The 24,681-nt window shown below is 59.7% G+C and carries 26 protein-coding genes, 1 tRNA gene, 1 other RNA gene and 1 riboswitch; of the genes, 22 read left to right on the top strand and 6 right to left on the bottom strand.

Annotation, left to right across the window (positions count from 1 at the left end; all coding sequences use genetic code 11):
- Positions 1-22 precede the first annotated feature (22 nt).
- A complete protein-coding gene (locus tag VZC39_RS11565; RefSeq protein WP_434662644.1) occupies positions 23-895 on the top strand; it encodes a LysR family transcriptional regulator in 873 nt (290 codons plus the stop codon).
- A gap of 88 nt (positions 896-983) precedes the next feature.
- Here VZC39_RS11565 and ribA read toward each other — a convergent pair whose 3' ends face one another.
- Positions 984-1,577, bottom strand: a complete 594-nt coding sequence (gene ribA / locus VZC39_RS11560; RefSeq protein ID WP_349918020.1) for a GTP cyclohydrolase II — start codon at positions 1,575-1,577, stop codon at positions 984-986.
- A gap of 262 nt (positions 1,578-1,839) precedes the next feature.
- Between ribA and cmk the strand changes: the two genes are divergently transcribed.
- The 6 genes from cmk to pyrF all read left to right on the top strand — a co-directional run bounded on the left by cmk (position 1,840) and on the right by pyrF (position 7,083).
- Positions 1,840-2,532: a (d)CMP kinase gene (cmk, locus tag VZC39_RS11555; RefSeq protein WP_349918018.1), complete on the top strand. Its 693-nt coding sequence runs from the start codon at positions 1,840-1,842 to the stop codon at positions 2,530-2,532.
- Between the two features lie 93 nt (positions 2,533-2,625).
- Positions 2,626-4,296 carry a 30S ribosomal protein S1 gene (gene rpsA, locus VZC39_RS11550; protein WP_005327816.1) on the top strand — a complete coding sequence of 557 codons (1,671 nt, stop codon included), beginning with the start codon at positions 2,626-2,628 and terminating at the stop codon, positions 4,294-4,296.
- Between the two features lie 92 nt (positions 4,297-4,388).
- Positions 4,389-4,673: an integration host factor subunit beta gene (gene ihfB, locus VZC39_RS11545; protein ID WP_349918016.1), complete on the top strand. Its 285-nt coding sequence runs from the start codon at positions 4,389-4,391 to the stop codon at positions 4,671-4,673.
- Positions 4,674-4,829: 156 nt separating this feature from the next.
- Positions 4,830-5,114: a LapA family protein gene (locus VZC39_RS11540; protein WP_349918014.1), complete on the top strand. Its 285-nt coding sequence runs from the start codon at positions 4,830-4,832 to the stop codon at positions 5,112-5,114.
- A 9-nt stretch (positions 5,115-5,123) separates the two neighbouring features.
- Positions 5,124-6,293 carry a lipopolysaccharide assembly protein LapB gene (gene lapB, locus VZC39_RS11535; protein WP_434662640.1) on the top strand — a complete coding sequence of 390 codons (1,170 nt, stop codon included), beginning with the start codon at positions 5,124-5,126 and terminating at the stop codon, positions 6,291-6,293.
- A 91-nt stretch (positions 6,294-6,384) separates the two neighbouring features.
- Entirely contained in the window at positions 6,385-7,083 is a 699-nt protein-coding gene (pyrF, locus tag VZC39_RS11530) for an orotidine-5'-phosphate decarboxylase (RefSeq protein WP_434662638.1), read from the top strand.
- An 86-nt stretch (positions 7,084-7,169) separates the two neighbouring features.
- On the opposite strand, the gene rrtA is transcribed toward pyrF, so the two are convergent.
- On the bottom strand, positions 7,170-7,748 hold the full coding sequence (gene rrtA / locus VZC39_RS11525; RefSeq protein WP_434662637.1) for a rhombosortase: 579 nt from the start codon (positions 7,746-7,748) through the stop codon (positions 7,170-7,172).
- Between rrtA and VZC39_RS11520 the strand changes: the two genes are divergently transcribed.
- From VZC39_RS11520 to VZC39_RS11500, 5 genes are read left to right on the top strand one after another with little or no spacing between them, the layout of a single operon-like run.
- A complete protein-coding gene (locus tag VZC39_RS11520; RefSeq protein WP_434662635.1) occupies positions 7,747-8,367 on the top strand; it encodes a tRNA-uridine aminocarboxypropyltransferase in 621 nt (206 codons plus the stop codon). The two genes, rrtA and VZC39_RS11520, sit on opposite strands and share 2 nt — an antisense overlap.
- Before the next feature lie 33 nt (positions 8,368-8,400).
- Positions 8,401-9,090: a 7-cyano-7-deazaguanine synthase QueC gene (queC, locus tag VZC39_RS11515; RefSeq protein ID WP_434662633.1), complete on the top strand. Its 690-nt coding sequence runs from the start codon at positions 8,401-8,403 to the stop codon at positions 9,088-9,090.
- 55 nt (positions 9,091-9,145) lie between these two features.
- The gene (queE, locus tag VZC39_RS11510) at positions 9,146-9,817 is read left to right on the top strand and encodes a 7-carboxy-7-deazaguanine synthase QueE (RefSeq protein WP_434662632.1); all 672 of its coding nucleotides are present in this window, start codon (positions 9,146-9,148) and stop codon (positions 9,815-9,817) included.
- Between the two features lies 1 nt (position 9,818).
- Complete coding sequence (locus VZC39_RS11505; RefSeq protein ID WP_349918004.1) at positions 9,819-10,049, top strand: DUF3820 family protein; 231 nt, start codon at positions 9,819-9,821, stop codon at positions 10,047-10,049.
- On the top strand, positions 10,046-10,609 hold the full coding sequence (locus VZC39_RS11500; protein ID WP_349918003.1) for a cob(I)yrinic acid a,c-diamide adenosyltransferase: 564 nt from the start codon (positions 10,046-10,048) through the stop codon (positions 10,607-10,609). Before VZC39_RS11505 ends, VZC39_RS11500 begins: the two co-directional genes overlap by 4 nt.
- 71 nt (positions 10,610-10,680) lie before the next feature.
- Here VZC39_RS11500 and VZC39_RS11495 read toward each other — a convergent pair whose 3' ends face one another.
- Entirely contained in the window at positions 10,681-11,088 is a 408-nt protein-coding gene (locus VZC39_RS11495; RefSeq protein ID WP_349918001.1) for an H-NS family histone-like protein, read from the bottom strand.
- Positions 11,089-11,410: 322 nt separating this feature from the next.
- Positions 11,411-11,582: riboswitch (Lysine riboswitch) on the top strand.
- Positions 11,583-11,668: 86 nt separating this feature from the next.
- Here VZC39_RS11495 and VZC39_RS11490 point away from each other — a divergent pair.
- Positions 11,669-13,249, top strand: coding sequence for a Na+/H+ antiporter NhaC family protein (locus VZC39_RS11490; protein ID WP_349918000.1), 1,581 nt, complete (start codon positions 11,669-11,671; stop codon positions 13,247-13,249).
- Positions 13,250-13,335: 86 nt separating this feature from the next.
- A complete protein-coding gene (locus VZC39_RS11485) occupies positions 13,336-13,917 on the top strand; it encodes a thymidine kinase (protein ID WP_349917999.1) in 582 nt (193 codons plus the stop codon).
- Between the two features lie 65 nt (positions 13,918-13,982).
- Here VZC39_RS11485 and VZC39_RS11480 read toward each other — a convergent pair whose 3' ends face one another.
- Positions 13,983-15,320, bottom strand: coding sequence for a flavohemoglobin expression-modulating QEGLA motif protein (locus VZC39_RS11480; protein WP_349917997.1), 1,338 nt, complete (start codon positions 15,318-15,320; stop codon positions 13,983-13,985).
- 158 nt (positions 15,321-15,478) lie between these two features.
- Here VZC39_RS11480 and VZC39_RS11475 point away from each other — a divergent pair, with 158 nt between their 5' ends.
- From VZC39_RS11475 to VZC39_RS11465, 3 genes are all read left to right on the top strand, one after another.
- Positions 15,479-15,934 carry a YbjN domain-containing protein gene (locus VZC39_RS11475; protein ID WP_349917995.1) on the top strand — a complete coding sequence of 152 codons (456 nt, stop codon included), beginning with the start codon at positions 15,479-15,481 and terminating at the stop codon, positions 15,932-15,934.
- Between the two features lie 158 nt (positions 15,935-16,092).
- A tRNA-Ser gene (locus VZC39_RS11470) sits at positions 16,093-16,180 on the top strand.
- A 53-nt stretch (positions 16,181-16,233) separates the two neighbouring features.
- Positions 16,234-16,362: non-coding RNA, RtT sRNA (locus VZC39_RS11465), on the top strand.
- Between the two features lie 242 nt (positions 16,363-16,604).
- On the opposite strand, the gene VZC39_RS11460 is transcribed toward VZC39_RS11465, so the two are convergent.
- Both VZC39_RS11460 and VZC39_RS11455 read right to left on the bottom strand, forming a co-directional pair.
- On the bottom strand, positions 16,605-17,120 hold the full coding sequence (locus VZC39_RS11460) for a phosphoribosyltransferase (RefSeq protein ID WP_434662628.1): 516 nt from the start codon (positions 17,118-17,120) through the stop codon (positions 16,605-16,607).
- Positions 17,117-18,304, bottom strand: a complete 1,188-nt coding sequence (locus tag VZC39_RS11455; protein ID WP_434662625.1) for an MFS transporter — start codon at positions 18,302-18,304, stop codon at positions 17,117-17,119. Before VZC39_RS11455 ends, VZC39_RS11460 begins: the two co-directional genes overlap by 4 nt.
- Before the next feature lie 168 nt (positions 18,305-18,472).
- Here VZC39_RS11455 and VZC39_RS11450 point away from each other — a divergent pair, with 168 nt between their 5' ends.
- The 5 genes from VZC39_RS11450 to VZC39_RS11430 all read left to right on the top strand — a co-directional run bounded on the left by VZC39_RS11450 (position 18,473) and on the right by VZC39_RS11430 (position 24,465).
- Positions 18,473-19,279, top strand: coding sequence for an HAD family hydrolase (locus VZC39_RS11450; RefSeq protein ID WP_434662622.1), 807 nt, complete (start codon positions 18,473-18,475; stop codon positions 19,277-19,279).
- Positions 19,280-19,319: 40 nt separating this feature from the next.
- The gene (locus VZC39_RS11445; protein ID WP_434662620.1) at positions 19,320-20,105 is read left to right on the top strand and encodes a DeoR/GlpR family DNA-binding transcription regulator; all 786 of its coding nucleotides are present in this window, start codon (positions 19,320-19,322) and stop codon (positions 20,103-20,105) included.
- Between the two features lie 527 nt (positions 20,106-20,632).
- Positions 20,633-21,391 (top strand): MurR/RpiR family transcriptional regulator, encoded by a 759-nt coding sequence (locus tag VZC39_RS11440; RefSeq protein WP_349917988.1) that lies wholly within the window; start codon positions 20,633-20,635, stop codon positions 21,389-21,391.
- A 118-nt stretch (positions 21,392-21,509) separates the two neighbouring features.
- The gene (locus VZC39_RS11435; RefSeq protein WP_434662618.1) at positions 21,510-23,018 is read left to right on the top strand and encodes a PTS transporter subunit EIIC; all 1,509 of its coding nucleotides are present in this window, start codon (positions 21,510-21,512) and stop codon (positions 23,016-23,018) included.
- A 13-nt stretch (positions 23,019-23,031) separates the two neighbouring features.
- Positions 23,032-24,465 carry a 6-phospho-beta-glucosidase gene (locus VZC39_RS11430; RefSeq protein WP_434662617.1) on the top strand — a complete coding sequence of 478 codons (1,434 nt, stop codon included), beginning with the start codon at positions 23,032-23,034 and terminating at the stop codon, positions 24,463-24,465.
- The last annotated feature ends 216 nt before the right edge of the window (positions 24,466-24,681 follow it).

The raw sequence follows: 24,681 nt of genomic DNA, 5'->3' as shown, positions 1-24,681 counted from the left end.
CAATCTGATAAATGAAATTGATATGGAACTGAAACAGCTCGGTTATCTGCTGGCGGTACGGGACGCCGGCTCCTTCACCCGGGCCGCCAGCGCCCTGCACGTGGCGCAGCCCGCGGTCAGCATGGCCATCGCCAAGCTGGAGAGCCAGCTCGAGCTGCGCCTGTTCGACCGTCAGGATCGCAACGTGCGCCTCACCCCGGAGGGGGAGGTGCTCTGCCGCCATGCCGAGCGTCTGCTGCTGCAGATGCACCAGGCCGAGGCGGAGATGGCGGAGCTCAAGGGGCTGGAGCGGGGGGAGGTGCGCATCGGCATCCCCTACATGATGGGCTCCTACTATTTTCCCCCTATCCTGATGGCGTTCAAGCACCGCTATCCCGGCCTCAAGATCCGGGTGGAGGAGGCGGGGACCCGTGAGCTGCTCAGCCGCATGGTGGATGGCAGCCTGGACTTGGCCATCCTCATCACCAGCGATCTGCCCCCCGGGCTCGAGGGGGCCCAGCTGCTGCGTGAAGAGATGCTGATGGCGGTGGGGGAGGAGCATCCCCTGCGCCAGGCGAGAGGCGTGTCCTTGCCACAATTCTTCGCGCAGGAGCTCGCCATGTTCAGGCGCGGCTTCTATCACCGCGAGCACATGGAGGCACTGGCCCAGGGGCTGGGGCTCGAACCCAATATCGCGTTCGAGAGCAACCTCATCCCCTTGCTCAAGGCGGTGGTGCGCCAGGGGTTTGCGGTGACCACCTTCCTGCGCATGGCGCTGGACGATGAAACGGCCCTGACCGGCGTCCCCTTCGAGCCGCCCATTTTCCTCGATCTCTGCGTGGCCTGGCGACGGGGGGATCCCCTCTCCATGGCCAACCGGGCACTGAGAGATTTTCTGCTGTCACAGGCAAGGTAGGCAGCGTGGCGTTTTGTAAAATGTGATTTTCACAAATAAAAACGCCTCCTGTGGGAGGCGTTTTACAAGGGTCGGCAGAGCAGAAACACTATTTCTTGAACAGGTGATCCAGCTTGTTCGCCTTGGTGGAGAGGTAGAATTCGTTGTGGGGATTGCGCCCCTCCTGCAGGGGAACCCGCTCCGCCACCGGAATGCCGAAGCTCTCCATGGCCTTGAGTTTACGCGGGTTGTTGGTCATCAGACGCAGGCTCTTGACCTCCAGGGCCTTCAGCATATCGGCGCAGATGGTGTAGTCGCGCATGTCGGCGGCAAAACCCAGCGCCACGTTGGCCTCGACGGTGTCGGCGCCCTGATCCTGCAGATGATAGGCCCGGATCTTGTTGAGCAGGCCGATGCCGCGACCTTCCTGGCGGACATACAAGAGGACGCCGCGACCGGCTTTGGCGATGTTCTGCAGGGCGGCCTGCAGCTGGAAACCACAATCACAGCGCAGGCTGAACAGGGCATCCCCGGTCAGGCACTCGGAATGGATGCGCCCGAGCACGGGTTCACCGTCTGCGATATCCCCCATCACCAGGGCGGCGTGATCCTTGCCGGTGCCGGTTTCCTGAAAGCCAACCAGCGTGAAGGTGCCCCAGGGGGTCGGCAACTTGGATTTGGCCACGAGAGTAATGCTGCTCATAGGGTTGCTCCTGACTACAGCTGCTGAAAAAAGGCGGCCAGTTTAGCGCGCCTCACCCAGAACAACCATAAGAACAAAACCTTGCACAGCACAGTGGCATGCTGGATTGTTCATAATTGGCGCAATCGCGACGAGTTTTGTGCATATCTGCATGCCGACAACTGCCAGCGACCCCGCATTCGGGTATAATCGGCGCCCATTACCCCATCCCGCCAGGGATGCGTGCAAATCATCGACATGCCGCATGCGCAGGAGAAAAATTATGCCTCAGATGGCCCCCGTGATGACAATCGATGGCCCAAGTGGTGCCGGTAAAGGCACCCTGTGTCAGTTGCTGGCGGAGAAGCTGGGCTGGCACCTGCTCGACTCCGGTGCCATCTACCGGGTATTGGCGCTGGCCGCCCTGCATCACGACGTGGAACTCGACGCCGAAGCCGCCCTGGTGCCCCTTGCCGCCAATCTGGACGTGCAGTTCCAGGTCGAGGGTGAACAGGTCAAGGTCGTGCTGGAAGGGGAGGATGTCTCCCGCACCATCCGCTCCCAGGAAGTGAGCGATGCCGCCAGCAAGGTGGCCGTCTTCCCCCGGGTGCGTGAAGCCCTGCTGCGCCGTCAGCGCGCCTTCCGCCAGGGGCCTGGCCTCATTGCCGATGGCCGCGACATGGGCACCGTCGTTTTCCCCGAGGCCGAGGTGAAGATTTTCCTCGACGCCAGTGCCGAGGAGCGGGCCCAGCGCCGCTATAAGCAGTTGCAAGATAAGGGCTTTGATGTTAACTTTGAGCGTCTTTTAACCGAGATTCGGGAACGTGACGATCGCGATAGAAATCGCGCCGCCGCCCCCCTGAAACCCGCGGAAGATGCTCTTGTGGTAGACTCAACGTCTATGACCATAGAGGAGGTGCTGGCAACGGTGCTGACCTATGCAGAGCAACAACTTGGTGATATCAGCACACGCTGATGTCAGTCGTCTGCACCATGGATGGCGCAGATAATTTAAAACAACCCCGCTTGTGCCGGATTGCGAGTGGATGTTTCATTTGTGACATAAACAATGATCGAATCTTTTGCTCAACTCTTTGAAGAGTCCCTGAACGCCGTTGAAACCCGTCAAGGTTCCATCGTCAAGGGTACCGTCGTTGCTATCGAGAACGGTTTTGTACTGGTTGACGCCGGTCTGAAATCCGAGTCTGCCATTCCTGCTGAAGAGTTCAAGAACGCCCTGGGCGAGCTGGAAATCAATGTAGGCGACACCGTTGACGTGGCTCTGGACTCTATCGAAGATGGTTTCGGCGAAACCAAGCTGTCCCGCGAAAAAGCCAAGCGCCACGAAGCCTGGCTGCAGCTTGAGAAGGCTTACGAAGAGCAAGCTACCGTTATCGGTATCATCAACGGCAAGGTCAAGGGTGGTTTCACCGTTGAGCTGAACGGCATCCGTGCCTTCCTGCCGGGTTCTCTGGTTGACGTGCGTCCGATCCGTGACACCGCTCACCTGGAAAACAAAGAACTCGAGTTCAAGGTCATCAAGCTGGACCAGAAGCGCAACAACGTTGTGGTTTCCCGTCGTGCCGTGATCGAAACCGAGAACACCTCCGAGCGCGAAAGCCTGCTGGCCAACCTGCAAGAAGGTCAAGAAGTTAAGGGTATCGTCAAGAACCTGACCGACTACGGTGCATTCGTAGATCTGGGCGGTGTTGACGGCCTGCTGCACATCACCGACATGGCGTGGAAGCGCGTTAAGCATCCTTCCGAAATCGTCAACGTTGGCGACGAGATCGCAGTCAAGGTTCTGAAGTTCGACCGCGAGCGTACCCGTGTATCCCTGGGTCTGAAGCAGCTGGGCGAAGATCCCTGGGTTGCTATCGCCAAGCGTTACCCGGAGACCACCCGTCTGTCTGGCCGCGTGACCAACCTGACCGACTACGGCTGCTTCGTTGAAATCGAAGAAGGCGTTGAAGGCCTGGTACACGTATCCGAGATGGATTGGACCAACAAGAACATCCACCCGTCCAAGGTTGTTAACGTTGGCGACGTGGTTGACGTGATGGTTCTGGACATCGACGAAGAACGTCGTCGTATCTCCCTGGGTCTGAAGCAGTGCAAATCCAACCCGTGGCAGCTGTTTGCCGAAACTCACGCCAAGGGCGACCGTGTTTCCGGCAAGATCAAGTCCATCACTGACTTCGGTATCTTCATCGGTCTGGATGGCGGCATCGACGGCCTGGTTCACCTGTCTGACATCTCCTGGAACAACCAGGGCGAAGAAGCCGTGCGTGAATTCAAGAAGGGCGACGAGATCGAAGCCGTTGTTCTGCAAGTGGACCCGGAGCGTGAGCGCATCTCCCTGGGCGTCAAGCAGATCGAAGAAGACCCGTTCAACAAGTACCTGTCTGACAACAAGAAAGGTGCTATCGTGAAGGGCAAGGTTACCGAGGTTGATGCCAAGGGTGCCGTGATCGAACTGGCTGACGGCGTGGAAGGCTACCTGCGTGCCTCCGATGCTGCTCGTGACCGTGTAGAAGACGCGACTCTGGTTCTGTCTGTCGGTGACGAAGTAGAAGCTAAATTCATGGGCGTTGATCGTAAGAACCGCACCGTAAGCCTGTCTGTCCGCGCTAAGGACGAGGCTGACGAGCGTGTTGCTATCGATAGCCTGAACCAACAAGAAGAAGTTGTGTTCAGCAATGCTATGATGGAAGCGTTCAAAGCCGCCAAGGGTGAGTAATCCTTGATGCAAGAGAAGGGCGGCATTGCGCCGCCCTTTTTTATCTTGGCGTAATGAATATTGCATGTGATCGGAGAAGGAGATTTAACCTTATGACCAAATCAGATCTCATCGAACAACTGGCTGCCAGCCGCATGCATATGCCGGCCAAAGATGTCGAAGCCGCCATCAAGGAGATCCTTGAACAGATGGCGTCGACCTTGCAAAACGGCGACCGGATTGAAATCCGTGGATTTGGAAGTTTTTCACTGCACTATCGTGCACCCCGTGTGGGTCGTAACCCCAAGACCGGGGACAAGGTTGAACTGACCGGGAAATATGTCCCGCACTTCAAACCAGGCAAAGAGTTGCGCGAACGCGTCAACATCAACGAATAATGCAGAAAACGGCATACCTGGGTATGCCTTTTTTATTTTTGCGACATGAACAGCACGAATTGTCGGGTTTCTCGCACTCTTTTCCCATTCGCTCTAGAGTCTGCCGATGATTTTAAGGATAATCAGTCTCTCATTAGCTACAGACAGGGAGCTCCCATGAAGCGTATCTTGGCCCTCATTCCATTGGTGCTGGTGTTTGTCCTGACCCTCGCCATCGGTTCTCAAAACGGTCAGCTGGTGCAGTTCAACTATCTGATAGCTCAAGGGGAGTTCTCGCTCTCCATGTTGCTCGGCTTCTTCTTCGCCGGCGGTTTCCTGCTGGGATGGCTGGTGTTCGGCCTGCTGTTCCTGCGCCTCAAGTTGCAAAATCGCACCCTCAATCGCACCATGCGTCGTCAATCCCGCGAATTGGAAGTAGCCCGGTCGACCGCCAAGGAATAACGTCCCTCCATGCTTGAACTGCTTTTCCTGCTGTTGCCGATTGCCGCCGGCTATGGCTGGTACATGGGACGCAGGAGTGTTCGCCAGGACACCCAGCAACAGAGTAACCAGTTTTCCCGCCAGTACGTGGCGGGCCTCAACTATCTGCTCTCCGACGAGTCGGACAAGGCGGTGGATCTCTTCATCCAGCTGCTGGAAGTCGACAGCGAGACCATCGAAACCCACCTCTCCCTTGGCAACCTGTTTCGCCAGCGCGGCGAGGTGGACCGCGCCATCAAGATCCACCAGAACCTGGTTGCCCGCGAGCTGACACGGGAACAGCGCCAGCTCGCCCTGCAGGAATTGGCCCGGGATTTCCTTGCCGCCGGTCTGCTGGACAGGGCCGAAGCCATCTGGAACGAACTGTGTGAAGACAGCGACTTCGAGGAGACGGCGCTGGCCCAGTTGCTCATCATCCATCAACAGTTGCGTGACTGGGACAAGGCCATCGAGGTCGCGGTGCGGCTGCAGAAGTTTCAGGGCAACAAGAAGCTGGCCGACCCCATCTCCCATTTCTATTGCGAGCAGGCCGAGAGCCTCTTGCGTGACGGCGACAAGGCCGCGGGCCGCGCCAAGCTCAAGCGGGCACTCGGGGTCAATGGGGCTTGTGCGCGGGCGAGCTTGCGTCTTGCCGAGCTCGCCATGGAGGAGGAAAAATACGAGGACGCCAGCAAGGAGCTGTTGCGGGTGTTCGAGCAGGACATGGATTTTGCCTCCGAGGCCATGCCAAAACTCCTTCAATGCTACCAGCAGATGGGCCGTAGCCAGGAGCTTATTCCGCTGCTTGAAAAAGCGGTGGAAGATCATGCTGGTGTCAGCGTGACCCTGGCCCTGGCCAATCTGGTGGAGGCCCGCGATGGTCTGAGTCAGGCCCGGGCCCTGGTGCTGCGTCAACTGCGCCGCCATCCGTCCATGAAGGGTTTCTATCAGCTGGTCGGTTTCCAGCTGGCGAGCGCCGAAGAGGGGCCCGCCAAGGAGAGTCTGGAGCTGCTGCAGCAGCTGGTGGGCGAGCAGATCAAGATCAAATCGACCCACAAGTGTCGTCAGTGCGGCTTCGCCACCCATTCGCTGTTCTGGCAATGCCCTTCCTGCCGCCAATGGGGCTCCATCAAACCCATCCGGGGGCTGGATGGGGAGTAGCCGCCTTCGATAGTCAGACCCGGACACCAGAGTGCCGGCTGGCGAGATGCCCATGCCGGTTGCAACACAACAACACGCCATAGGAAGTGACATGCAAGATCCCAAAGTACTGGTTGCGCTCGATTATCAGCGCGAAGCCGATGCCTTCGCCTTCATCGAGCAGATTTCGCCAGCCCAATGCCGCCTCAAGGTGGGCAAGGAGATGTTTACCCTGTTTGGTCCCCAGTTCGTGCGTCAACTGGTCGGCAAGGGATTCGATGTCTTCCTGGATCTGAAGTTTCACGATATTCCCAATACCGTCGCCAAGGCGGTGGCGGCCAGTGCCGAGCTGGGGGTCTGGATGGTCAACGTCCATGCTAGCGGCGGCGAGCGCATGATGCGGGCTGCGAAAGAGGCGCTGCTGCCCTATGGCGAGAAGGCTCCCCTGCTCATCGGGGTCACCGTGTTGACCAGCATGGAGCAGTCTGACATGGCCCCGCTCGGGGTGGATGCCACGCCCGCCGAGCAGGTGATCCGGTTGGCAACGCTGACCAAGGCGGCCGGGCTCGATGGGGTGGTCTGCTCCGCCGAGGAAGCGAGTGAACTCAAAGCCTTGCTCGGCGCCGATTTCAAACTGGTGACCCCGGGCATCCGTCCGGCAGGCTCGGCGGCGGGGGATCAGCGCCGGGTGATGACACCCAGGGCGGCGATGGCGGCGGGGGCCGACTATCTGGTGATTGGCCGCCCCATCACCCAGGCTGCGGATCCCGCCGCCGTACTGGGTGCCATCAATGCCGAGCTGAACAGCTAAGCACCGGGCGAGTCATCCCTCAATGCAACAGGCCGGATCATGAGTCCGGCCTGTTGCATTTCAGCTGTCCCGTGCCGTGGCAGTGCCTAGGAGTGAACCGCTCTGGCGCCGAGCCCCCAGGGGATCAGTCCGAGCAGCAGGCCGGCGACCGAACCGATGAGGTGAGATTCGATATGGACCCTGGCACCGATGAAGGCGGAGACCGGACTCTCACCTGCGCTGTAGAAATCCAGCCCGAGCTTGATGACGATGCCGAGCAGCATCAACCAGCCGGAGTGGCGGCGATAGCGAATATCCTGCAGGGCGCCCCAGACGAAGAGGCCGTGAAGGGCGCCGGACAATCCCATGTACCACTGGGTCTGGGGGCACCACCACCAGATGCCGAGGCCGACAGCCGTACACAGCAGCAGCATCAGCAAGGGCAGGCGCCAACCCGCCAGGTAGTCACGAAACAGGCTGTAGAGCACCGCCAGGCCGCTCAGGTTGAGCAGCAGATGCCATCCGTTGGTGTGGGCCAGATTGCCTGTTATGATGCGCCACCCTTCCCCTTGGGCTATCAGGGCACGATCGAAGGAGAGCAGGTGGTTGGGTACGGTGAAGAAGAGCAAGGCAGTGATGAGCGACAGCGTGATAACCCATGACAGACCCGATTTTTCTGACGACATGAAACAGCCCAGCGACAAAGAGAGCCGATACTGTACACGCTGTACCCGAGCCCTCAAAGCTTGCCTGTGTGATTATGTTGAACGGGTTGCCCATCTTGCGCCCATCCATATTCTGCAGCACCCCGCCGAGGTCGGTCATCCCAAGGGCACGGCCGCCCTGCTGGCCGCGTCGCTCAGCCGGGTTCACCTCCACGTGGGGGAGAGCTTCGCCGATGCCGATTGGCTTGCGGCGCTCCTGGCCGATCCCAAGGTGCGCTGCGCCGTGCTCTGGCCGGACGAGACGGCCCTGACCCTGGCAGAGGCGAAGGCGCAATGGGGCGGTCTCGATGAGGGGCTGACCGTACACTTCATTCTGCTCGATGGCACCTGGCGCAAGGCGTACCGCATGCTGCACAGCAATCCGGCCCTGCTTGCACTGCCGAGGATCACCTTGGGCGCCATCGAGGGGCAATACGCCATTCGCAAGAAGCCGTTTGCCGGGGCGCTGTCGACCCTGGAGGCGGGTTACCATCTACTGTGTCAGTGGGAGGGGGAGCGCGATCGCTTCGCCCCGCTGATGACGCTTTTTACCCAGTTGAACCGGCAATGGCAGGATTTTGCCCAAGGTCGCCGAACCTGAGCCGTGTATTTAAGACAAAGAGGAGTGAGACACGTGAATAAAGCCGTCGTGGTATTCAGTGGCGGTCAGGACAGTACCACTTGTCTGGTACAGGCCCTGGCCAAGTATGACGAAGTGCACGCCATCACCTTCGATTATGGCCAGCGCCACCGGGAGGAGATAGAGACGGCCCGCCGGCTGGCCGGCACTCTTGGCATCGCCGCCCACAAGGTAATGGACGTGACCATGCTGGGGGAGCTGGCGGTCTCGGCCCTGACCCGCGATGATATTCCGGTCAGTGGCGAGCTGCAGGACAACGGCTTGCCCAACACCTTCGTGCCGGGGCGCAACATCCTGTTCCTGACCCTGGCCGCCATCTATGCCTATCAGGTGGGGGCGGGGATCGTCATCACGGGGGTATGCGAGACCGATTTCTCCGGCTATCCGGATTGCCGCGACGAGTTCGTCAAGGCGCTCAACCAGGCGGTTTCTCTCGGGCTGGATCGCACCCTCGTCTTCGAGACGCCCCTGATGTGGCTCGACAAGGCCGAAACCTGGGCCCTGGCGGATCACTATGGTCACCTCGACACCGTGCGCCAGCAGACCCTCACCTGCTACAACGGCATCCAGGGAGATGGCTGCGGTGCTTGCCCAGCCTGCGAGCTGCGCAGCCGCGGTCTGAACCACTATCTGGCGGACAGGGTCGGGGTCATGGCGCGTCTGCACGCAAAAACCGGGTTGTGAGTCTTGCCACTGTTTGGGGTATAATCCGCGCCTTTTGCAACAAGCCGTGACCAGCATGCACTACCCAATCAACGAGATATTCCAGACCATCCAGGGGGAGGGGGTCTTCACCGGCCTGCCCGCCATCTTCGTGCGCCTGCAGGGCTGCCCCGTGGGTTGCCCCTGGTGCGATACCCGTCACACCTGGGTGGTGGATCCGGCCCGTGAAGTGGGCCCAGGCGAGGTGCTGGACCGATCCAACGAGTCCGATGGCTGGAGCAAGATGAGCACGGAGGCGATCCTCGAGAGCTTCGAGACCCTGGGCTACCAGGCGCGCCATGTGGTGATCACCGGCGGCGAGCCCTGCCTCTACGATCTCCATGAACTCTCGGGCGCCCTGCTGGATGCGGGTTACCAGGTACAGATCGAAACCAGCGGTACCAGCGAGATCCTGACCCATGCACAGACCTGGGTCACCGTTTCCCCGAAGATCGGGATGAAGGGGGGCCTGCCTGTATTGGTGTCGGCGCTCGAGCGGGCGAACGAGATCAAGCACCCGGTGGCGACCGAGCGACACATCGAAGAGCTCGATGCCCTGCTGGCGACCGCCAGCCTGCGCCCCGATGTGGTGATTGCCTTGCAGCCCATCAGCCAGAAGCCGAGGGCCACCGAGCTCGCCATGGCGACCTGTATCGCCCGCAATTGGCGATTGTCCATCCAGACTCACAAATATCTGAATATCGATTAAGATGGATAATCTCACGGACGAGCGGGTATTGCTCACCCTGGCAAACAAGATGCCTTACGGAAAATATCGGGGTTGGCGTATCATCGATATTCCGGAGCCCTATCTGGTGTGGATGGCCCGCACCGGTTTTCCGGCAGGATCCCTGGGCCAGTCATTGGCACTGGCGTACGAGATAAAACTCAATGGACTGGAGCCCATGATTATTCCCATTATTAGCAGGATGTCGCCATGAGAATATATACCCGGCAGGGGGACAAGGGACTCACTCGCTTGGCCGATGGCTCCCGTTTGGCTAAGGATGATCCGCGCGTCGAGACCTATGGCGCCATCGATGAGTTAAATTCCCAGATAGGTCTGTTGATGGCTGAAATACCCGAGCAGGAGAAAACCCTGCTGGCCGAGCTGATATTGCTGCAGCAGGAATTATTTGACTTGGGAGGGGAGCTGGCCTTTTCCAGCGAGGCGCAAAATAGCGAGCTGTGGCAGGTCAGCGAGCAGTGGACATTGCGCCTCGAACAGCAAATAGATGCCTATAGCGCCAAGTTGCCTGCGCTGCATAATTTCATTTTGCCAAGCGGCTCCCGGGCGGCGGCCCAGGCCCACGTGGTGCGTACCCTGACCCGCCGCTGCGAGCGGTTGCTGCTGGGCCTGAGTCGCACCGAGCAGGTCAATCCGGCGGTCTTGCCCTATCTGAATCGGCTGAGCGACTGGTTCTTCACGGTGGCGCGGTATCTGCTCGTCTGTACCGGCACGCCCGAGGTGCTTTGGGTCAAGGCCGCAGATCGCGGTTAGGCTAGGCCGAATTCGGGACAATAAAAAACCTCGCCATGGCGAGGTTTTTTATTGCAAGGGTCGCGCTGTTTTCAGATGGCGAATGCTTCCACGGATTTACCTTCGGCCACGGCCTTGGCAATGGTGGAGGGCATGCGACCCTGACCGGTCCAGGTTTTTTCCACGCCGTTGTCATCGAGATAACGATATTTGGCGGGGCGGGGGGCACGCTTGCTTTTACCGGCTTTGGGGGAATCGACGGCCACTGTGCCCACCAATTCGGCGGGGTCAATACCGGCCGCTTTCAGCATTTCGGCATATTCGGCAATTTTACGTTGATGTTCTTCCCGCGCCTGACGGTCGGCAGATTCATCCTGCTGGCGTTCGGTAACGATGGCGGTGAGTTTTTCCAGACCTTCTTCCAATTGTTCCAGGGTCAGTTCACGGCAGGTCGCCCGCAGACTACGGATATTCAACAGCACTTTCAGAAATTCGTTCATATTGGCTACCACGCGAGCAGAAATATACAGGGGGGATAAAAAGCTATTTTCGTTAATTTATAGGGGGGCTTGCCATCAAGTCAAGCGCGCGGAATTAATTATGGGAAAATATAAATTAAGCCAGGCGAGATGGTGGGGCGATATATTGCCTCGATGGGCAGTCATTAATCTTCAAATGAGTTCCTGATAGATGAAAATGTCGGCTGTATCGATTTTTGTGAACCATTTGACTACCGCTTCGCGATTCATCGCCATACTCGCATTGAATTTTAATCAAAAAACTTGCTATCACACCGTGCCTCGATAAAATGTGCCCCGAATACCTTTAAGTAGAGGCGCGCTGCCTATGAGTAACCGAGCGGAGGGTGATGCCTGCGATGCTCGAGGAAAGGAGTCGGCGCCGAAGTGACCAGGCCATCATACCGGGTTGCTGGTTCTGCATCGAACAGGTGCAGGACTGCCATAGTCATCCACTATGGAGCGCTACCTGAAGGGGCTGAGGAGTATTACCTCCCCATGGGTTTTGTTTCTTTATCCTCTCGGTAGATCTCCACCTGCTGTCTTTAGGTGCAAAGAGATCATGGACATCGTTCACTACGCCGACTCCGGTTGGTCTATCGTTCCCCCCTTGCTGGCCGTCGCATTGGCTATCATCACCCGCCGCGTCCTGGTGTCGCTGGGGGTGGGTATCATCGCGGGCAGCCTGCTGCTCAATCAGTTTGACCCCCTCGCTTCCCTGCATTACATGCTGAACACCGTGCTCAAGATCTTCTGGGTCGATGGCGCGCTCAATCGCGACAACGTCAACATGATCCTGTTCATGCTGCTGCTGGGTGGCCTCATCAGTCTGATGAGCGTCTCCGGTGCCACTCGCGCCTTCGCCGAGTGGGCCGCGAAACGCGCCAAGACCCGCAAGGGGGCCAAGGCGCTGACCGGCATGATGGTGTTTGCCTTCTTCATCGATGATTTCTTCCACAGTCTGTCGGTGGGGGCCATCTGCCGTCCGGTCACCGACCGTTTCCAGATCTCCCGCGCCAAGCTGGCCTATCTGCTGGACTCCACCGCAGCGCCGGTCTGCGTGCTGATGCCCATCTCCTCCTGGGGGGCCTACATCATCGCCCTGGTGGGGGGCATCATGGCGGCCCATGGCCTGACGGATCAAAGCCCCATCTCCGCTTTCGTCGAGATGATCCCCATGAACCTCTACGCCGTATTCACCCTGATCATGGTGCTGGTGGTGATCGCCTTTCAGCTCGACATCGGCTCCATGCGCCAGCACGAGCAGTGGGCTTTGGAGGGCAAGCTGTGGGATGAGTCCAAGGGCCGACCCATCGGTCTAGACATGGAGTGCCCCGAGGAGAGCAACGGCGGCATGATCGACATGGTGCTGCCGATCCTGACCCTGACCCTGGCCACCGTCTACTTCATGATTGACTCCGGCGCCGCCGTGCTGGCCAGCAAGGGTGAGCCCTTCAGCGTGCTCGGCTCGTTCGAAAACACCAATGTTGGCTCCTCCCTGGTCTATGGCGCCCTGTGCAGCCTGGTGGTCTCCATCGGCCTGGCCATGCGCCTCAAGCTCGGTGCCAAGAACTGGATGAAGGCAGCGCCGCAAGGCGTGATGGCCATGCTGCCCGCCATCAACATCCTGCTGTTCGCCTGGACCATCGGTGCCGTGGTGCGCGACGTGGAGACCGGCAAGTACCTGGCTTCCATGGCCAACGGCAACCTGCCGGTGGAAGTGCTGCCCGCCGTGGTGTTCGTGCTCTCCTGCGCCATGGCGTTTGCCACCGGCACCAGCTGGGGCACCTTCGGCATCATGCTGCCGCTGGCCGGTGACATGGCGGCCGCGAGCGATGTGGCCCTGATGCTGCCCATGCTGGCCGCCGTGCTGGCGGGCTCGGTGTTCGGGGATCACAGCTCACCCATCTCCAGCACCAGCATACTGTCGGCCACCGGCGCCGGGTGCCATCACATCGATCACGTGATGACCCAGCTGCCCTATGCCCTGGCCATCGCCTTCGGCGCGGCCATGGGCTACCTGGTGATGGGGCTGATGCACTCCGTGCTGGCAGGCTTCACCGTCAGCGCCCTCTGGTTTGTCATCTTCTCCGGCTATCACCTGCGCAAGGCGCGGCAGGCGAGAGCGCTGGCAGTCGCATAAATGAAACAAGGGGCCCACGGGCCCCTTGGTTTTGGCGGGGGCATTGGTTAGCATGCGCCCCATAAATTCAGTTTCGGAACAGTACCATGGCTTCACTGCACTACAAATTCGCCACCATGAACTCGGGCAAGTCGACCCAGCTTATTCAGGCGCACTTCAACTACCTGGAGCGCGGCATGGTTCCGCTGGCCATGACGCCGGTCATCGACGATCGCTTCGGAACCGGGGTGATCAGTGCCAGAGTAGGCTTAGAGCTGAAGGTGGAAGTGTTCAGTGACAGCTGTGATCTGTTCGAGATGGTCCAGACACGCCACGGCGAGAAGAAGATCGATGTGTTCATCGTCGACGAAGCCCAGTTCCTGACCCGGGAGCAGGTCTATCAGTTGGCCCGTATCGTCGATGAGCTCAAGATCCCGGTCATCGCCTACGGCCTCAAGACCGATTTTCGGGGTGAGCTGTTCCCGGGTTCCTATCATCTGCTCTGTCTCGCCGACAAGTTCGAGGAGCTCAAGAGCATCTGCTGGTGTGGCAACAAGGCCCACATGAACTCTCGCGTGAACGAGGCGGGGCAGGTGATGCGCGATGGCGAGCAGGTGGAGATAGGCGGCAACGATCGCTATGTGTCCCTTTGCCGCAAGCACTATCTGGATGGCCGGGCCTTCAAGTAACCGAAAGCAGGATCGCAAAGGGCGCCGACAGGGCGCCCTTTTTCTTGGCTGTGGCCGTGCGCGGCTCAGTCTATCTCGATATCCACCGGCGCAATGATGGGGTCGGCCACCGGCAGGCGGTGGAACAGCTGGCGAAAATGCTGCTGGACCCGGCCGATGTCGACGAGGGACATGCCGGAGGCGAAGCCGAACCAAACGTAGAGACCGGTGAGATCCCGGAACATGGGGGGGAGGTAGCGCGGCGCGTCGATGAGCCCCTCCAGGTAGTGCTGGTAGAGCACAGGGATGTCGTCCAGAGTCACCTTGCCGACGAACAGCATGGGCAGGATCTCCGGCACCCCCTCCAGCACGGCGCTGCGGATGAAGTTGACCGTCTCCACATAGCCCTTCACGTAAGAGAGATCCTTGGTGAAGCAGGCGCCACCCTCGACCATGCCGCCGCGAAACACCCGCTGGGTGATCTTGTAGGCATCGTGTTCGCTGGCCCCCTTCTCGACAAAATGCCGGAACACCTCGATGAAGTCGGCGCCGCGCTCCGCCATGTCGATGGCCATCACCCGATCCGAGATGCGCTTGGCCCTGTCCGGGAAGGAGCTGAAGGTCAGCGTCTCGATGAGCACCGCCAGCCCCTCCTGGCAGGCGGTGATACGGGGCGACCCCGCCCCGAGCCAGGTGGCGTAGGATTGCTGGCGGCCGTTCAGGGTGGTGCCCACGTGTACCCAGCCCTCGTGTACCTCCAGCACCTGCAGATCCAGTTCGGAGAAGCGGGCGTGGGAACTCAGCTTGATGTAATCCCCGCCGGCGGCAGCGTCGGAGACGATGCCATCGCTGAGCTTGACCTGGATGGCGCCATCCTCGAAATAACTCGACAGCTTGCCCTGCAACCTGGCCACCGCCGCTTCCCCCTCGAACTCCTTGGGGTAGGGGCGCACCAGGTGGCGGGCGCCGGGCAGGGAGAAGATGTCGCACAGACGGGCACCCAGCTCCTTGAGCGTCTTGCGGTCCCCGCGCAGGTGATCGCTCGCCGAGCCGTAGAGGATCTGGCTGTAGCGCTGGAACTCCGGCTGGCCGCGCTGGCGCAGCATCTCGATGACCACCATGTACTGATCCACCGTCTCTTGCAGAATGCGCCCCAGATCGTCCTGAGGGCCGAGGCGTCGCCGGATCCTGTCCCGCAGCTCCTTGAGCTCCAGGTATTTGTTGCGGGGATCGAAGTCCAGTGGCAGTCCCTGATAGAAGGCGGCGTCGATGGCGGGCAGCTCGCGGCCACCCTTGGCCAGAAACTCGGTCTGCAGGTGGCGGGGCCACTTGATGGCATCCAGGATGCGGATGGGTTTTTGCAGGGCGAGCAGCTCATCGGAGAGGGATTTGAGGTGCAGGCGATACTTTTCTTGGATGGTCATCGGGCCCCCTCATGGGGCGGGTGTGGGGCGAGAATGGCTGAGTATATGCATAGCGCCTGCCAAAAAGAAGCGAGAGAGGGGACTATCCCGCCGGCGCGCTTTTGGTTGCCGGCAAATTGGTTTAGACTGCGCCCCTTGATCCCTCTAGTGTCGTGAAAATGATGAATATCCCCAGCTCCGAAATGATAATGCGTTGGTTGCAGCAGGCCCGGATCGAGCACTACGTGTGCGACCAGTGCCACGGCATCCACCTGGTGTCCCTGCAATCCGTGGAGGGCATTCAAGAGAGCCGGATCTTCGTCGAAGAGGAGGGGCTGTTGTTCTCGTCCGAGCTAGAAGTGCGGCCCTCATCCCTGCTGCCGCTGATGGCCGAGCTGGGTCGCCTCAACATGCAGTACCCGTCTCTCAAGGTATTCCTCGACATCATCGACGACAATCTGCCGCGTCTCATCGTCGGCCACACCGTCTTCACCAAGGCGGGCCTCTCCGTGGAGCAGTTCCTGCTGTTCGTCGAGAGCACCACGGCGGCAACCCACGAGGTGGTTTCCGAGTGTGAGCGACTGGGCTTCCTCAACCTGCCGGAAATCCAGGTGTCGCCGGAATCCGTGCACTGAGTTGAGGGGCGGGATTGTGTGTTAAATGTGCGAACAGTTCGCCCAAGCCAAAAAGCCGTTGACGCAGGCAGCCCTTTCCCCTAAATTACGCCCCGTTCCAGCGCGTTAGCGCAGTGACCTCGTGTTGGCTGAACACGTTAAACCACAGACCAAAATTTGGTGAGGTGTCCGAGTGGCTGAAGGAGCACGCCTGGAAAGTGTGTATACGGCAACGTATCGAGGGTTCGAATCCCTCCCTCACCGCCAAATTGAAAAGCCGACCTCAGGGTCGGCTTTTTGCTATCCAGTCGACATGCATCTCTGATGCTTTCGAGGGAGGGTGAGAACCCTCGCCGGGTTCGAGCAGAGCGGCTTGCCGCAATGAACGGCCGCAGGCCGCCCCGAAGGGGTGAGTCACGCTGTGGCGGATCATCCCTCCCTCACCGCCAAATAAAACAAAAGGGCCTGTCACAAGATAGACCCTTTTGTTTTATCCGATGATAGTCGGCTCGGTTTGGGCCCTGGTTCGACAGAAGGGTAGATAGCCCTTCTGGACAGCCGCAGGCTGCCCGCAGAGCGAGCACGAGTCAGTTCCGGCACAGCCAATTGAAAAGCCGACCTCTGGGTCGGCTTTTTGTTTTCTGGTGATAATCCAGACTTGGGCGTCGCGAGGGGCAGATTGGTCGCCCCGTTATCTCTTCAACTTAGCGATAGAGGGGATATTTCTGTACTTGTGCTCCCAGGGCAGGCCGTAGCCCACCAGCAGCTCGTCGCTTTCCATTTCATAGGCATAAAACTGTTCGACGGGGATGGCTACGCGCCCCGGTTTGACGAACAGAGTCGCGATGGACAGCGAACGTGGCGTGAACGCTTGCAGGTGCGCCACCAGCCGCTTCATGGTGCCGCCTGATTCGATGGCATCGTCCACCAGGATGACATCCTTGCCGCAGATGCCGATGTTGTCGTGAAAGACGATGGGGGAGTCGTTGTGCCGCTCCCCCGGGGTGTGGGGGCAGGAGATGTAATCCATGGCGACATCGAAGTTGAGCCCCCTGACCAGATCCGCGGTGAACAGCATGCCCCCCGGCACTACGGTTACCACCACCGCCTCCTTGAAGCGTTCGTTGAGCCGTTTGGCGACGACTTGAACACCCAGCTCGATATCCTGCTTGCTCAATACCGTTTCGCCGAAAATAGGGTTCTTCATGATTTCTCCAGACAGATTGATGACATAGATGCAGGGGCTGGCGTCAGGGGCACCCGTCTGCTGAGTAGCAGGGCGAACAGCACCAGCAGGGCAACCCCATAGAGGGCTGCGGGCAGATCGAGGGCTTCGGCGCCAAAGCCGACCAGGGCGGGGCCCGAGAGCACACCGACATAGCCGAGGGTGGAGACGGCGGTGATGGCGAGGGCCCCCGGCATGATCCGCTGCTGGCCGGCCGCCGAAAACATCACGGGCACTATGTTGGAGCAGCCCAGGCCGATGAGGGCATAGCCCAGCAGCGCTGCCTGCCAGCTGAGCAGCGCGAGGCTGAGCAGGAAGCCCGTGATGGCGATGAGGGCGCCACCAGTAACGACCCGTCTGGCCCCCAAGCGAGCAACGACGCTGTCACCCAGCAGGCGGCCGCCGGTCATGGCGATGGAGAAGAAGAGGATCCCGAGCCCGGCCGCGCTGGCCGGTACGGCGCGATATTCATGGAGGAAGATGCCGCTCCAATCCAGCACTGTCCCTTCGGCCAGGAAGAAGACGAAACAGATGATCCCGATGAGGATGACGGGGCCCCGTGGCAGGGCAAACAACGGGCCGCTGTGGGATTGGGGCTCGGTTCTGTAGCCCGGGGCGCTCAGGGCCAGCAAGGCCAGGATGAGGAGCGATGTAGCCAGGGTTGCGCCCAGCGGGGGCAGGCCGAGGCTGAGCAACAGGGTGAGGACGAAGGCGCCGCTCATGCCGCCCAGGCTGTAGAAGCCGTGAAAGCCGGACATGAGCGGCTTGCGGGCATCCTTCTCGACGGCGAGGGCATGGATGTTCATGGCGCAGCCCGTGGTGCCTATGCTCATGCCGTAACACAGCAGGGCCAGGGCCAGCAGGGTGGGGGAGCCTGCCAGCGTCAGGGCGGGCAACAGCAGGGCCATGGCCAGGACGGAGCCGACAAGCGTCCGTTTGCAGCCAAATCGGCTGGTACAGATCCCCGCGATGGGCATGCCAAGCAGGGCCCCCCCGCCGAGGCAGAGCAGCATCATGCCCATGGCGCCGTCACTGAGCTGCACATGCTGCTTGACGAAGGGGATGATGGAGGCCCAGGCCGCCGTGGCGAAGCCCGAGCAGAAGAAGGTGACTCTCGTTGCCAGCCTGTCGCGGTGAGGCCGTGTGAGGGAGAGGGGAGATGGCATGATGGTTTCCTGAACATGGGGGTGCCGGCGGCAGCTCATCTGCCGGGTTGGCATCATCCTATGACATGCTCAAACAAAAATGAACACAAATGATCTTGTTTTTGTTTGTGTGTGTTCATTTTGGCGATATGATGAGGACGTCACAGAGAGGAGCGTCGAGGCAAGGGCATGATAAAACTCATCATTACGGATATGGACGGGACCTTTCTCAACAGTCAGGGCGATTACAACCGGACTCTGTTTCGCGACGTCGTGACCGCCATGGCGCAGCAAGGGGTGCATTTCGCCCCCTGCACCGGCAAGCAGGTGGACAGGGTCGAGGAGCTGCTGGGGGAGGAGAGCGCGAACTTCTGGATCCTGGGAGACAGCGCCACCCGCATCAAGCATCGGGGCCGCTATGTCTATCAGTCGCTGCTACCAAACCGCTTGGGGTTGGCCATCGTAGCGCAGCTCGCGCGGGTGCCGGGCTCGCACATCACCATCGCCTGCACAGCCGAGTTTGCCTTCATCAGAGAGGATATTGCGCCCCATTTGAAAGAGTTGGTGCGCCGCTCCTACAGCAAGGTCAAAACCGTCGGTGATTTTAACGAGATCGGCGCCGATTTCGTGAAGATCACCGTCTATGACGAGCAGGGTCGCTGCCCTGAGCTGAGAGGCGAGCTCGATGCCTTCAATGACGATGCCTATATCGTCGTGTCCGAGAAGAACTGGATCGACATCGCCAACGCCGGTGTGCACAAGGGCACTACTGTGGCCAGGTTGCAGCAGATGGTCGGTGCCGGCCGCCACGAGACCCTGGTGTTCGGGGATGGACTCAACGATGTCGAGCTGATGGCGTGCGCCGATCTCAGCTTCGCCATGAGAAACGGTTGCGACGAGACCAAGGCGGCCGCCAACTTCATCACCCGTTCGAACGATGACGACGCCGTCATGCACACCATATTGCGGTTGCTCGCGCTGCAATCGGGCCGATGAGGCACGGCAGGCGAAAGGGCTATCACCACAGAGGATCATCATGGACAAATATTCACCGGAGGAGCGGCAGTTGCTGATCCTGGATCTGCTGGCCGCTCACCACAAGGTGATGGCGGCGAGCCTGGCGGATCAGCTCGGCACCACGGAGGCGACCATCAGGCGGGATCTGCGGCAACTGGCCGATGCCGGCCAGTGCAAGCGGATCCACGGGGGGGCCATCTCCTTGTCACCCCAGACGGGCACCCTGACCGAGCGCAGCAACAGCAAGGTGGCCGAGAAACAGGGGCTGGCGCTGGCAGCCCTCGGCATCATCAAGGAGAAGCAGCTGATCTTCCTCGATGCGAGTAGCACTCACCTGTTGTTGGCCTCCATCATGCCGGAGCACCTGGATCTGACGGTGGTGACCAATAGCCCGGCCATCGCGGTGCGACTGCTGGAGCGGCGCAACGTCAAGACCATTCTGGTGGGTGGCGAGCTGGATCCCATGGTGGGCGGCGCGGTGGACATCACGGCGGCCGAGTCCATCCAGAAGTTTCGCTTCGATCTCTGTTTCCTCGGGGTCTGCGCTTGGTCATCGGATCTGGGGTTCAGCGCCATCCATTATCAGGACAGCGAGTTCAAGCGCCGGGTGGCGGAGCGTTCTGGCTCCCTAGCGGTGCTGTGCAATGACGACAAGATTGAATCCCTGGCGTCCTACCCCTTCCTGAGCTCGGCGCAGACGGACTACCTCATCTGCACCCAGCAGGATCCCATCCTGATGGCGGCGTTCAAGGCAGTCGGCTGCACCGTCATCACGGCGGGTTGCGACGCAACACCAAGAGACTGACGCAGGGAGAGTGACATGGGGTTATCAAACAGGGATAGATCCAGCCCGGGGCTATCCAGTAAGGGGCTATCCAGCGAGGGGCGGCCAGGCAGGGTGTCATCGGCAGGTCATGATGGGGCAGGCCGTCATCCGGTCGAGCCCGGCTTGTCAAACGGATGGTCGCGTCTCCGTGCTCGCCTCATCGGCGAAACGGAGCGCTACATGGCCTCCCTGCTGGCCCTCTATCGCTGGGAGGAGGAGCCGGAGACACGTCGGACCGGGAAGGAGGATAGATGATACGGCCCTCGTCATCGTCATCCTGTGCCCCAGTCCGGTCAGGGCCGGAACAAATCAAGTTTCATGTGGCGCTTGATATTCCCAACCCGCTGATTGGCCGGGTCGATACCGTGACAGGTATCAGGAGATGAGCGTGACAATCATCACGTTTCCCGCTTTTAGTTTGGACTCCACTCGTTCGCTTTTCTGCTTTTGTTACACTGCGTGACATTGTCTCTACTGACGAAAGCAAGCGCTTCGGGTGATGGAAGATGTTCAATAACCAATTGGTCTCCACGTTAAATACATTCGAATTCAAAGTTTATAACTATGTGATGAAACATCATCAGACCGTTATTTATATGACGGTCAGGGAATTGGCCGAGGCCTGTGATGTATCGACGGCCACGGTATTACGCTTTTGCAAAAAATTGAATTACAGCGGCTATGCGGAATTCAAAGCCTACCTCAAGATGAATGGTGAAAAACGTGGTCAGATATCCATTCCGCACGGCGCCAATGAGTTTCTCTCTTTTTTCAAGAGCATCAACAACGACGAATTCGATGCCCTGATCCTGAGCGCCGCCGGACAGATCGCCGGGGCCGAGCGGGTCATCTTCGTGGGGGCCGGCACCTCCGGCACGCTGGGCCGCTACGGGGCTCGCTTCTTCTCGAATATCGGCAAGTTCAGCAACCACATCGACGATCCCTACTACCCGGTCAACACCGACATGTACAAGCAGGCGGTGGTGATAGTGCTGTCGGTGTCGGGGGAAACGGCGGAGATCATCAAGCTGGCGGAACAATTCCTGCTGCACCATTGCAAGGTCATCAGTATTACCAGCGATAATAAATCTACCCTGGCCCAGATGGCAGATTTCAATATTTCCTATCATGCAGCGAGAGTGGTCGTCGATAATGAATATGATATTACTACCCAGGTGCCGGTTATTTATATTATCGAGTCCATTGGTCGCCAGCTGGCAAATACCATCAATGCCAAGATGTCACAGGCTGTGTCTTCAATGTAACAAATAACATTGTTGGCATTTTGTTATATGGTGACAAGGTTGAGTGCTTTCCCTACCATCCATTCACAGCGTTCAAATAGTCTCGATATTAATTAATAAATGGCAGGGAAGGGTAACGATGGCAATTAACTATGCGGATTCGGCGAAACAGATCGTCGAGTTGATTGGTGGTGACGGCAATGTCGTGAGCGTGACGCATTGCGCCACCCGGTTGCGGTTCGTCTTGAAAGAGACGGGGCTGGTGGACAAGGAGGTGCTCAAGCGGGTCAAAGGTGTCATCACCGTCATCGAATCCAGTGGCCAGTTGCAGGTGGTGATCGGCAATCATGTCGGCGACGCCTACCGGGAGGTACAAAAGCTGGTGAATATCGATGAGAATGCCGTGGTCGAGGCCCCCAAGGTGGGCATGGTGAACCAGCTGATGGACATCATCTCCAGCATCTTCGCCCCCTTCCTCTATCCCCTGGCCGCCTGCGGCGTGTTGCAGGGGCTCATCTCCTTCTTCGCCGCCATCGACTGGATGGATCCCGCCAGCGGCACCTTCCGCATCTTGAATTTCGTCTCCTGGACTGGGTTCACCTTCCTGCCGGTGATGGTCGCCTTCACCGCCGCCAGGAAGTTCAACGTGAACCCCTTCACTGCGGTGATTGCGGCCTGTGCCCTGGTCTCCCCCGACTACATGAACATGCTGACCGCGAACAAAATCATCCTCGCGAACTCCGCGGATCCGGCGGTGCAGGCGCTGATGCAGTCGGCGATGGATAACCCGGCCATCAACGAGGCCATCGTCAACCTGGTGGGGGTGCCCCTCAACAGCGCGCCCCTCAGTTTCCTCGGCCTGCCGGTGCAGTACCTGAGTTACACCGCGTCGGTGATCCCCATCATCCTGATGGTGTGGGCCATGTCCTATGTGCAGCGCTTCTTCGAGCGGATTTTGCCGGTGGTGGTGCGCAACCTCTTCACCCCCATGTTCTGTCTCGCCATCATGGTGCCCCTGACCCTGCTGGCCTTCGGTCCCATCGGCAACCTCATCGGCGGCGCCATCGGTGGCATCTACAACACCCTCTATCACCTGAGCCCCGCCATCGCCGGTTTCGTGGTGGGGGCGGTCTGGACACCCCTGGTGACCCTGGGCGTGCATTGGGGGATCACCCCGGTGACGGTCGGCAACTATGCCACCCTGGGCTATGACACCTTCACCGGGTTGCAGGCCTCCGCGGTATTTGGCATCGCCGGCGCCGTGTTCGGGGTCTATTTCAAGACCCGGGATGCAGAGCTCAAGAGCATGACCCTCTCGGCCGGGGTGACCGCCCTGTTTGGCATCACGGAGCCCGCCATCTACGGGGTCGCCCTGCGCTTCAAGCGCCCGCTTGTCTGCGGCTGCCTGGCCGGCGCCATCGGCGGCACCGTGGCGGGAGCCTTCAATGCGGTCTCCTGGAGCTACTGCATCCCCGGCATCGCCGTGCTGCCGGTGTTCTTCAAGGAGGGTCACATGGCCCAGTTCCTGGGCTTCCTGCTCTCCATCGGCGTCGCCTTTACCCTCGGCGTCATCTTCTCCTGGCTGGCGGGTTTCCAGACCGATGCCGAGATAAGCCAGCCACAGCCGTTGAAATCCGAAGCCGTTTAAGGAGCGAGCCGTCATGAACAACACATTGCCGAACGATTTTCTGTGGGGGGGCGCGGTTGCCGCCCACCAGGTGGAAGGGGGCTGGGATCTGGGAGGCAAGGGGATGAGCATCGTCGATGTGCTCACCAGCGGTGCCCACGGCGTGGAGCGGATCATCACCGACCGAGTCGAGGAGGGCTATCGCTACGCCAATCACGAGGCGGTGGATTTCTATCACCACTACAAGGACGACATCGCGCTCTTTGCCGAGATGGGGTTCAAGTGTTTTCGTACCTCCATCGCCTGGTCACGGATCTTCCCGCTGGGGGACGAGGCCGAGCCGAACGAGGCGGGGCTGCGCTTCTACGACGACCTGTTCGACGAGCTGCTGCGCCATGGCATCGAGCCCGTCATCACGCTCTCCCACTTCGAGATGCCCAATCACCTGGTGACCGAGTACGGGGGCTGGAAAAGTCGCAAGCTGGTGGATTTCTTCGTGCGCTTCAGTGAGGTGGTCATTCGCCGCTACCAGCACAAGGTCAAATACTGGATGACCTTCAACGAGATCAACAACCAGCGCAACTGGCAGGTGCCCCTGTTCGGCTACTGCTGCTCCGGGGTCATCTACAACCAGGAGCCGAACCCGGAGGAGTGCATGTATCAGGTGCTGCACCACCAGTTCGTGGCGAGCGCGAAAGTGGTCAGCCTGGGCCATGCCATCAACCCCGAGTTGCAGATTGGCTGCATGCTGGCCATGGTGCCGCTCTATCCCTACTCCTGCCACCCGGACGATGTGATGTATGCGGAAATCGCCATGCGCGAGCGCTTCCTGTTCGGGGACGTGCACGTGCGCGGTCATTATCCCGCCTATATCCGCAAGGAGTGGCAGCGCAAGGGTTATCACATCGTCATGGAGCCGGGCGACGAGGAGACACTGCGGGCGGGCTGCGCCGACTACATCGGGCTCAGCTACTACATGAGCAATGCGGTGAAGGCCGATGGCGCCGGCACGGGCACGGCCCTGTCCGGGTTTGCGGGCAGCGTCCCGAATCCCCATGTGCAGGCGTCCGAGTGGGGCTGGCAAATCGACCCCGTGGGGCTGCGCTACACCCTGAACCTGCTCTATGGCCGCTACGAGAAGCCGCTCTTCATCGTCGAGAACGGTTTCGGCGCGCGGGATCAGAAGGAGGCGAGCGGGGAGATCAACGACGACTATCGCATCGCTTACTTGCGCGCCCATATCGAGCAGATGAAGCTCGCCATCATCGAGGACGGGGTGGACGTCATGGGTTACACCCCCTGGGGATGCCTGGACTGCGTCTCCTTCACCACGGGGGAGTACAGCAAGCGCTACGGCTTTATCCACGTGGATAAGAACGATGACGGCAGCGGCAGCTTTGCCCGTAGCAAAAAACGCAGCTTCGACTGGTATCGCCGGGTCATCGCCAGCAACGGCGAGATCCTGTGACCAGGCAGTCGTCCATGCTGCTTGATTGAATAAAACCGCCTGTTTTCACCGGCCACCATCCTCTCCTGGCGAGATGATGGTGGTTTTTTATTGGTTTGCAGCATGAAAGACTGATGGAAATTGCGCAGCCAGGCGCTGGGGATGTGCACTGCCGCGAAAGGCGAGCAGAGAGCGAGGTTGCAGCGTGAGGAGAGGGCGGGGCCACCAAAGAGGCGG

The sequence above is a fragment of the Aeromonas sp. NJAU223 genome (assembly GCF_051125555.1).
Classification (GTDB): Bacteria; Pseudomonadota; Gammaproteobacteria; order Enterobacterales; family Aeromonadaceae; genus Aeromonas; species Aeromonas veronii_G.
This window is presented reverse-complemented; position numbering and strand designations above follow the sequence as displayed.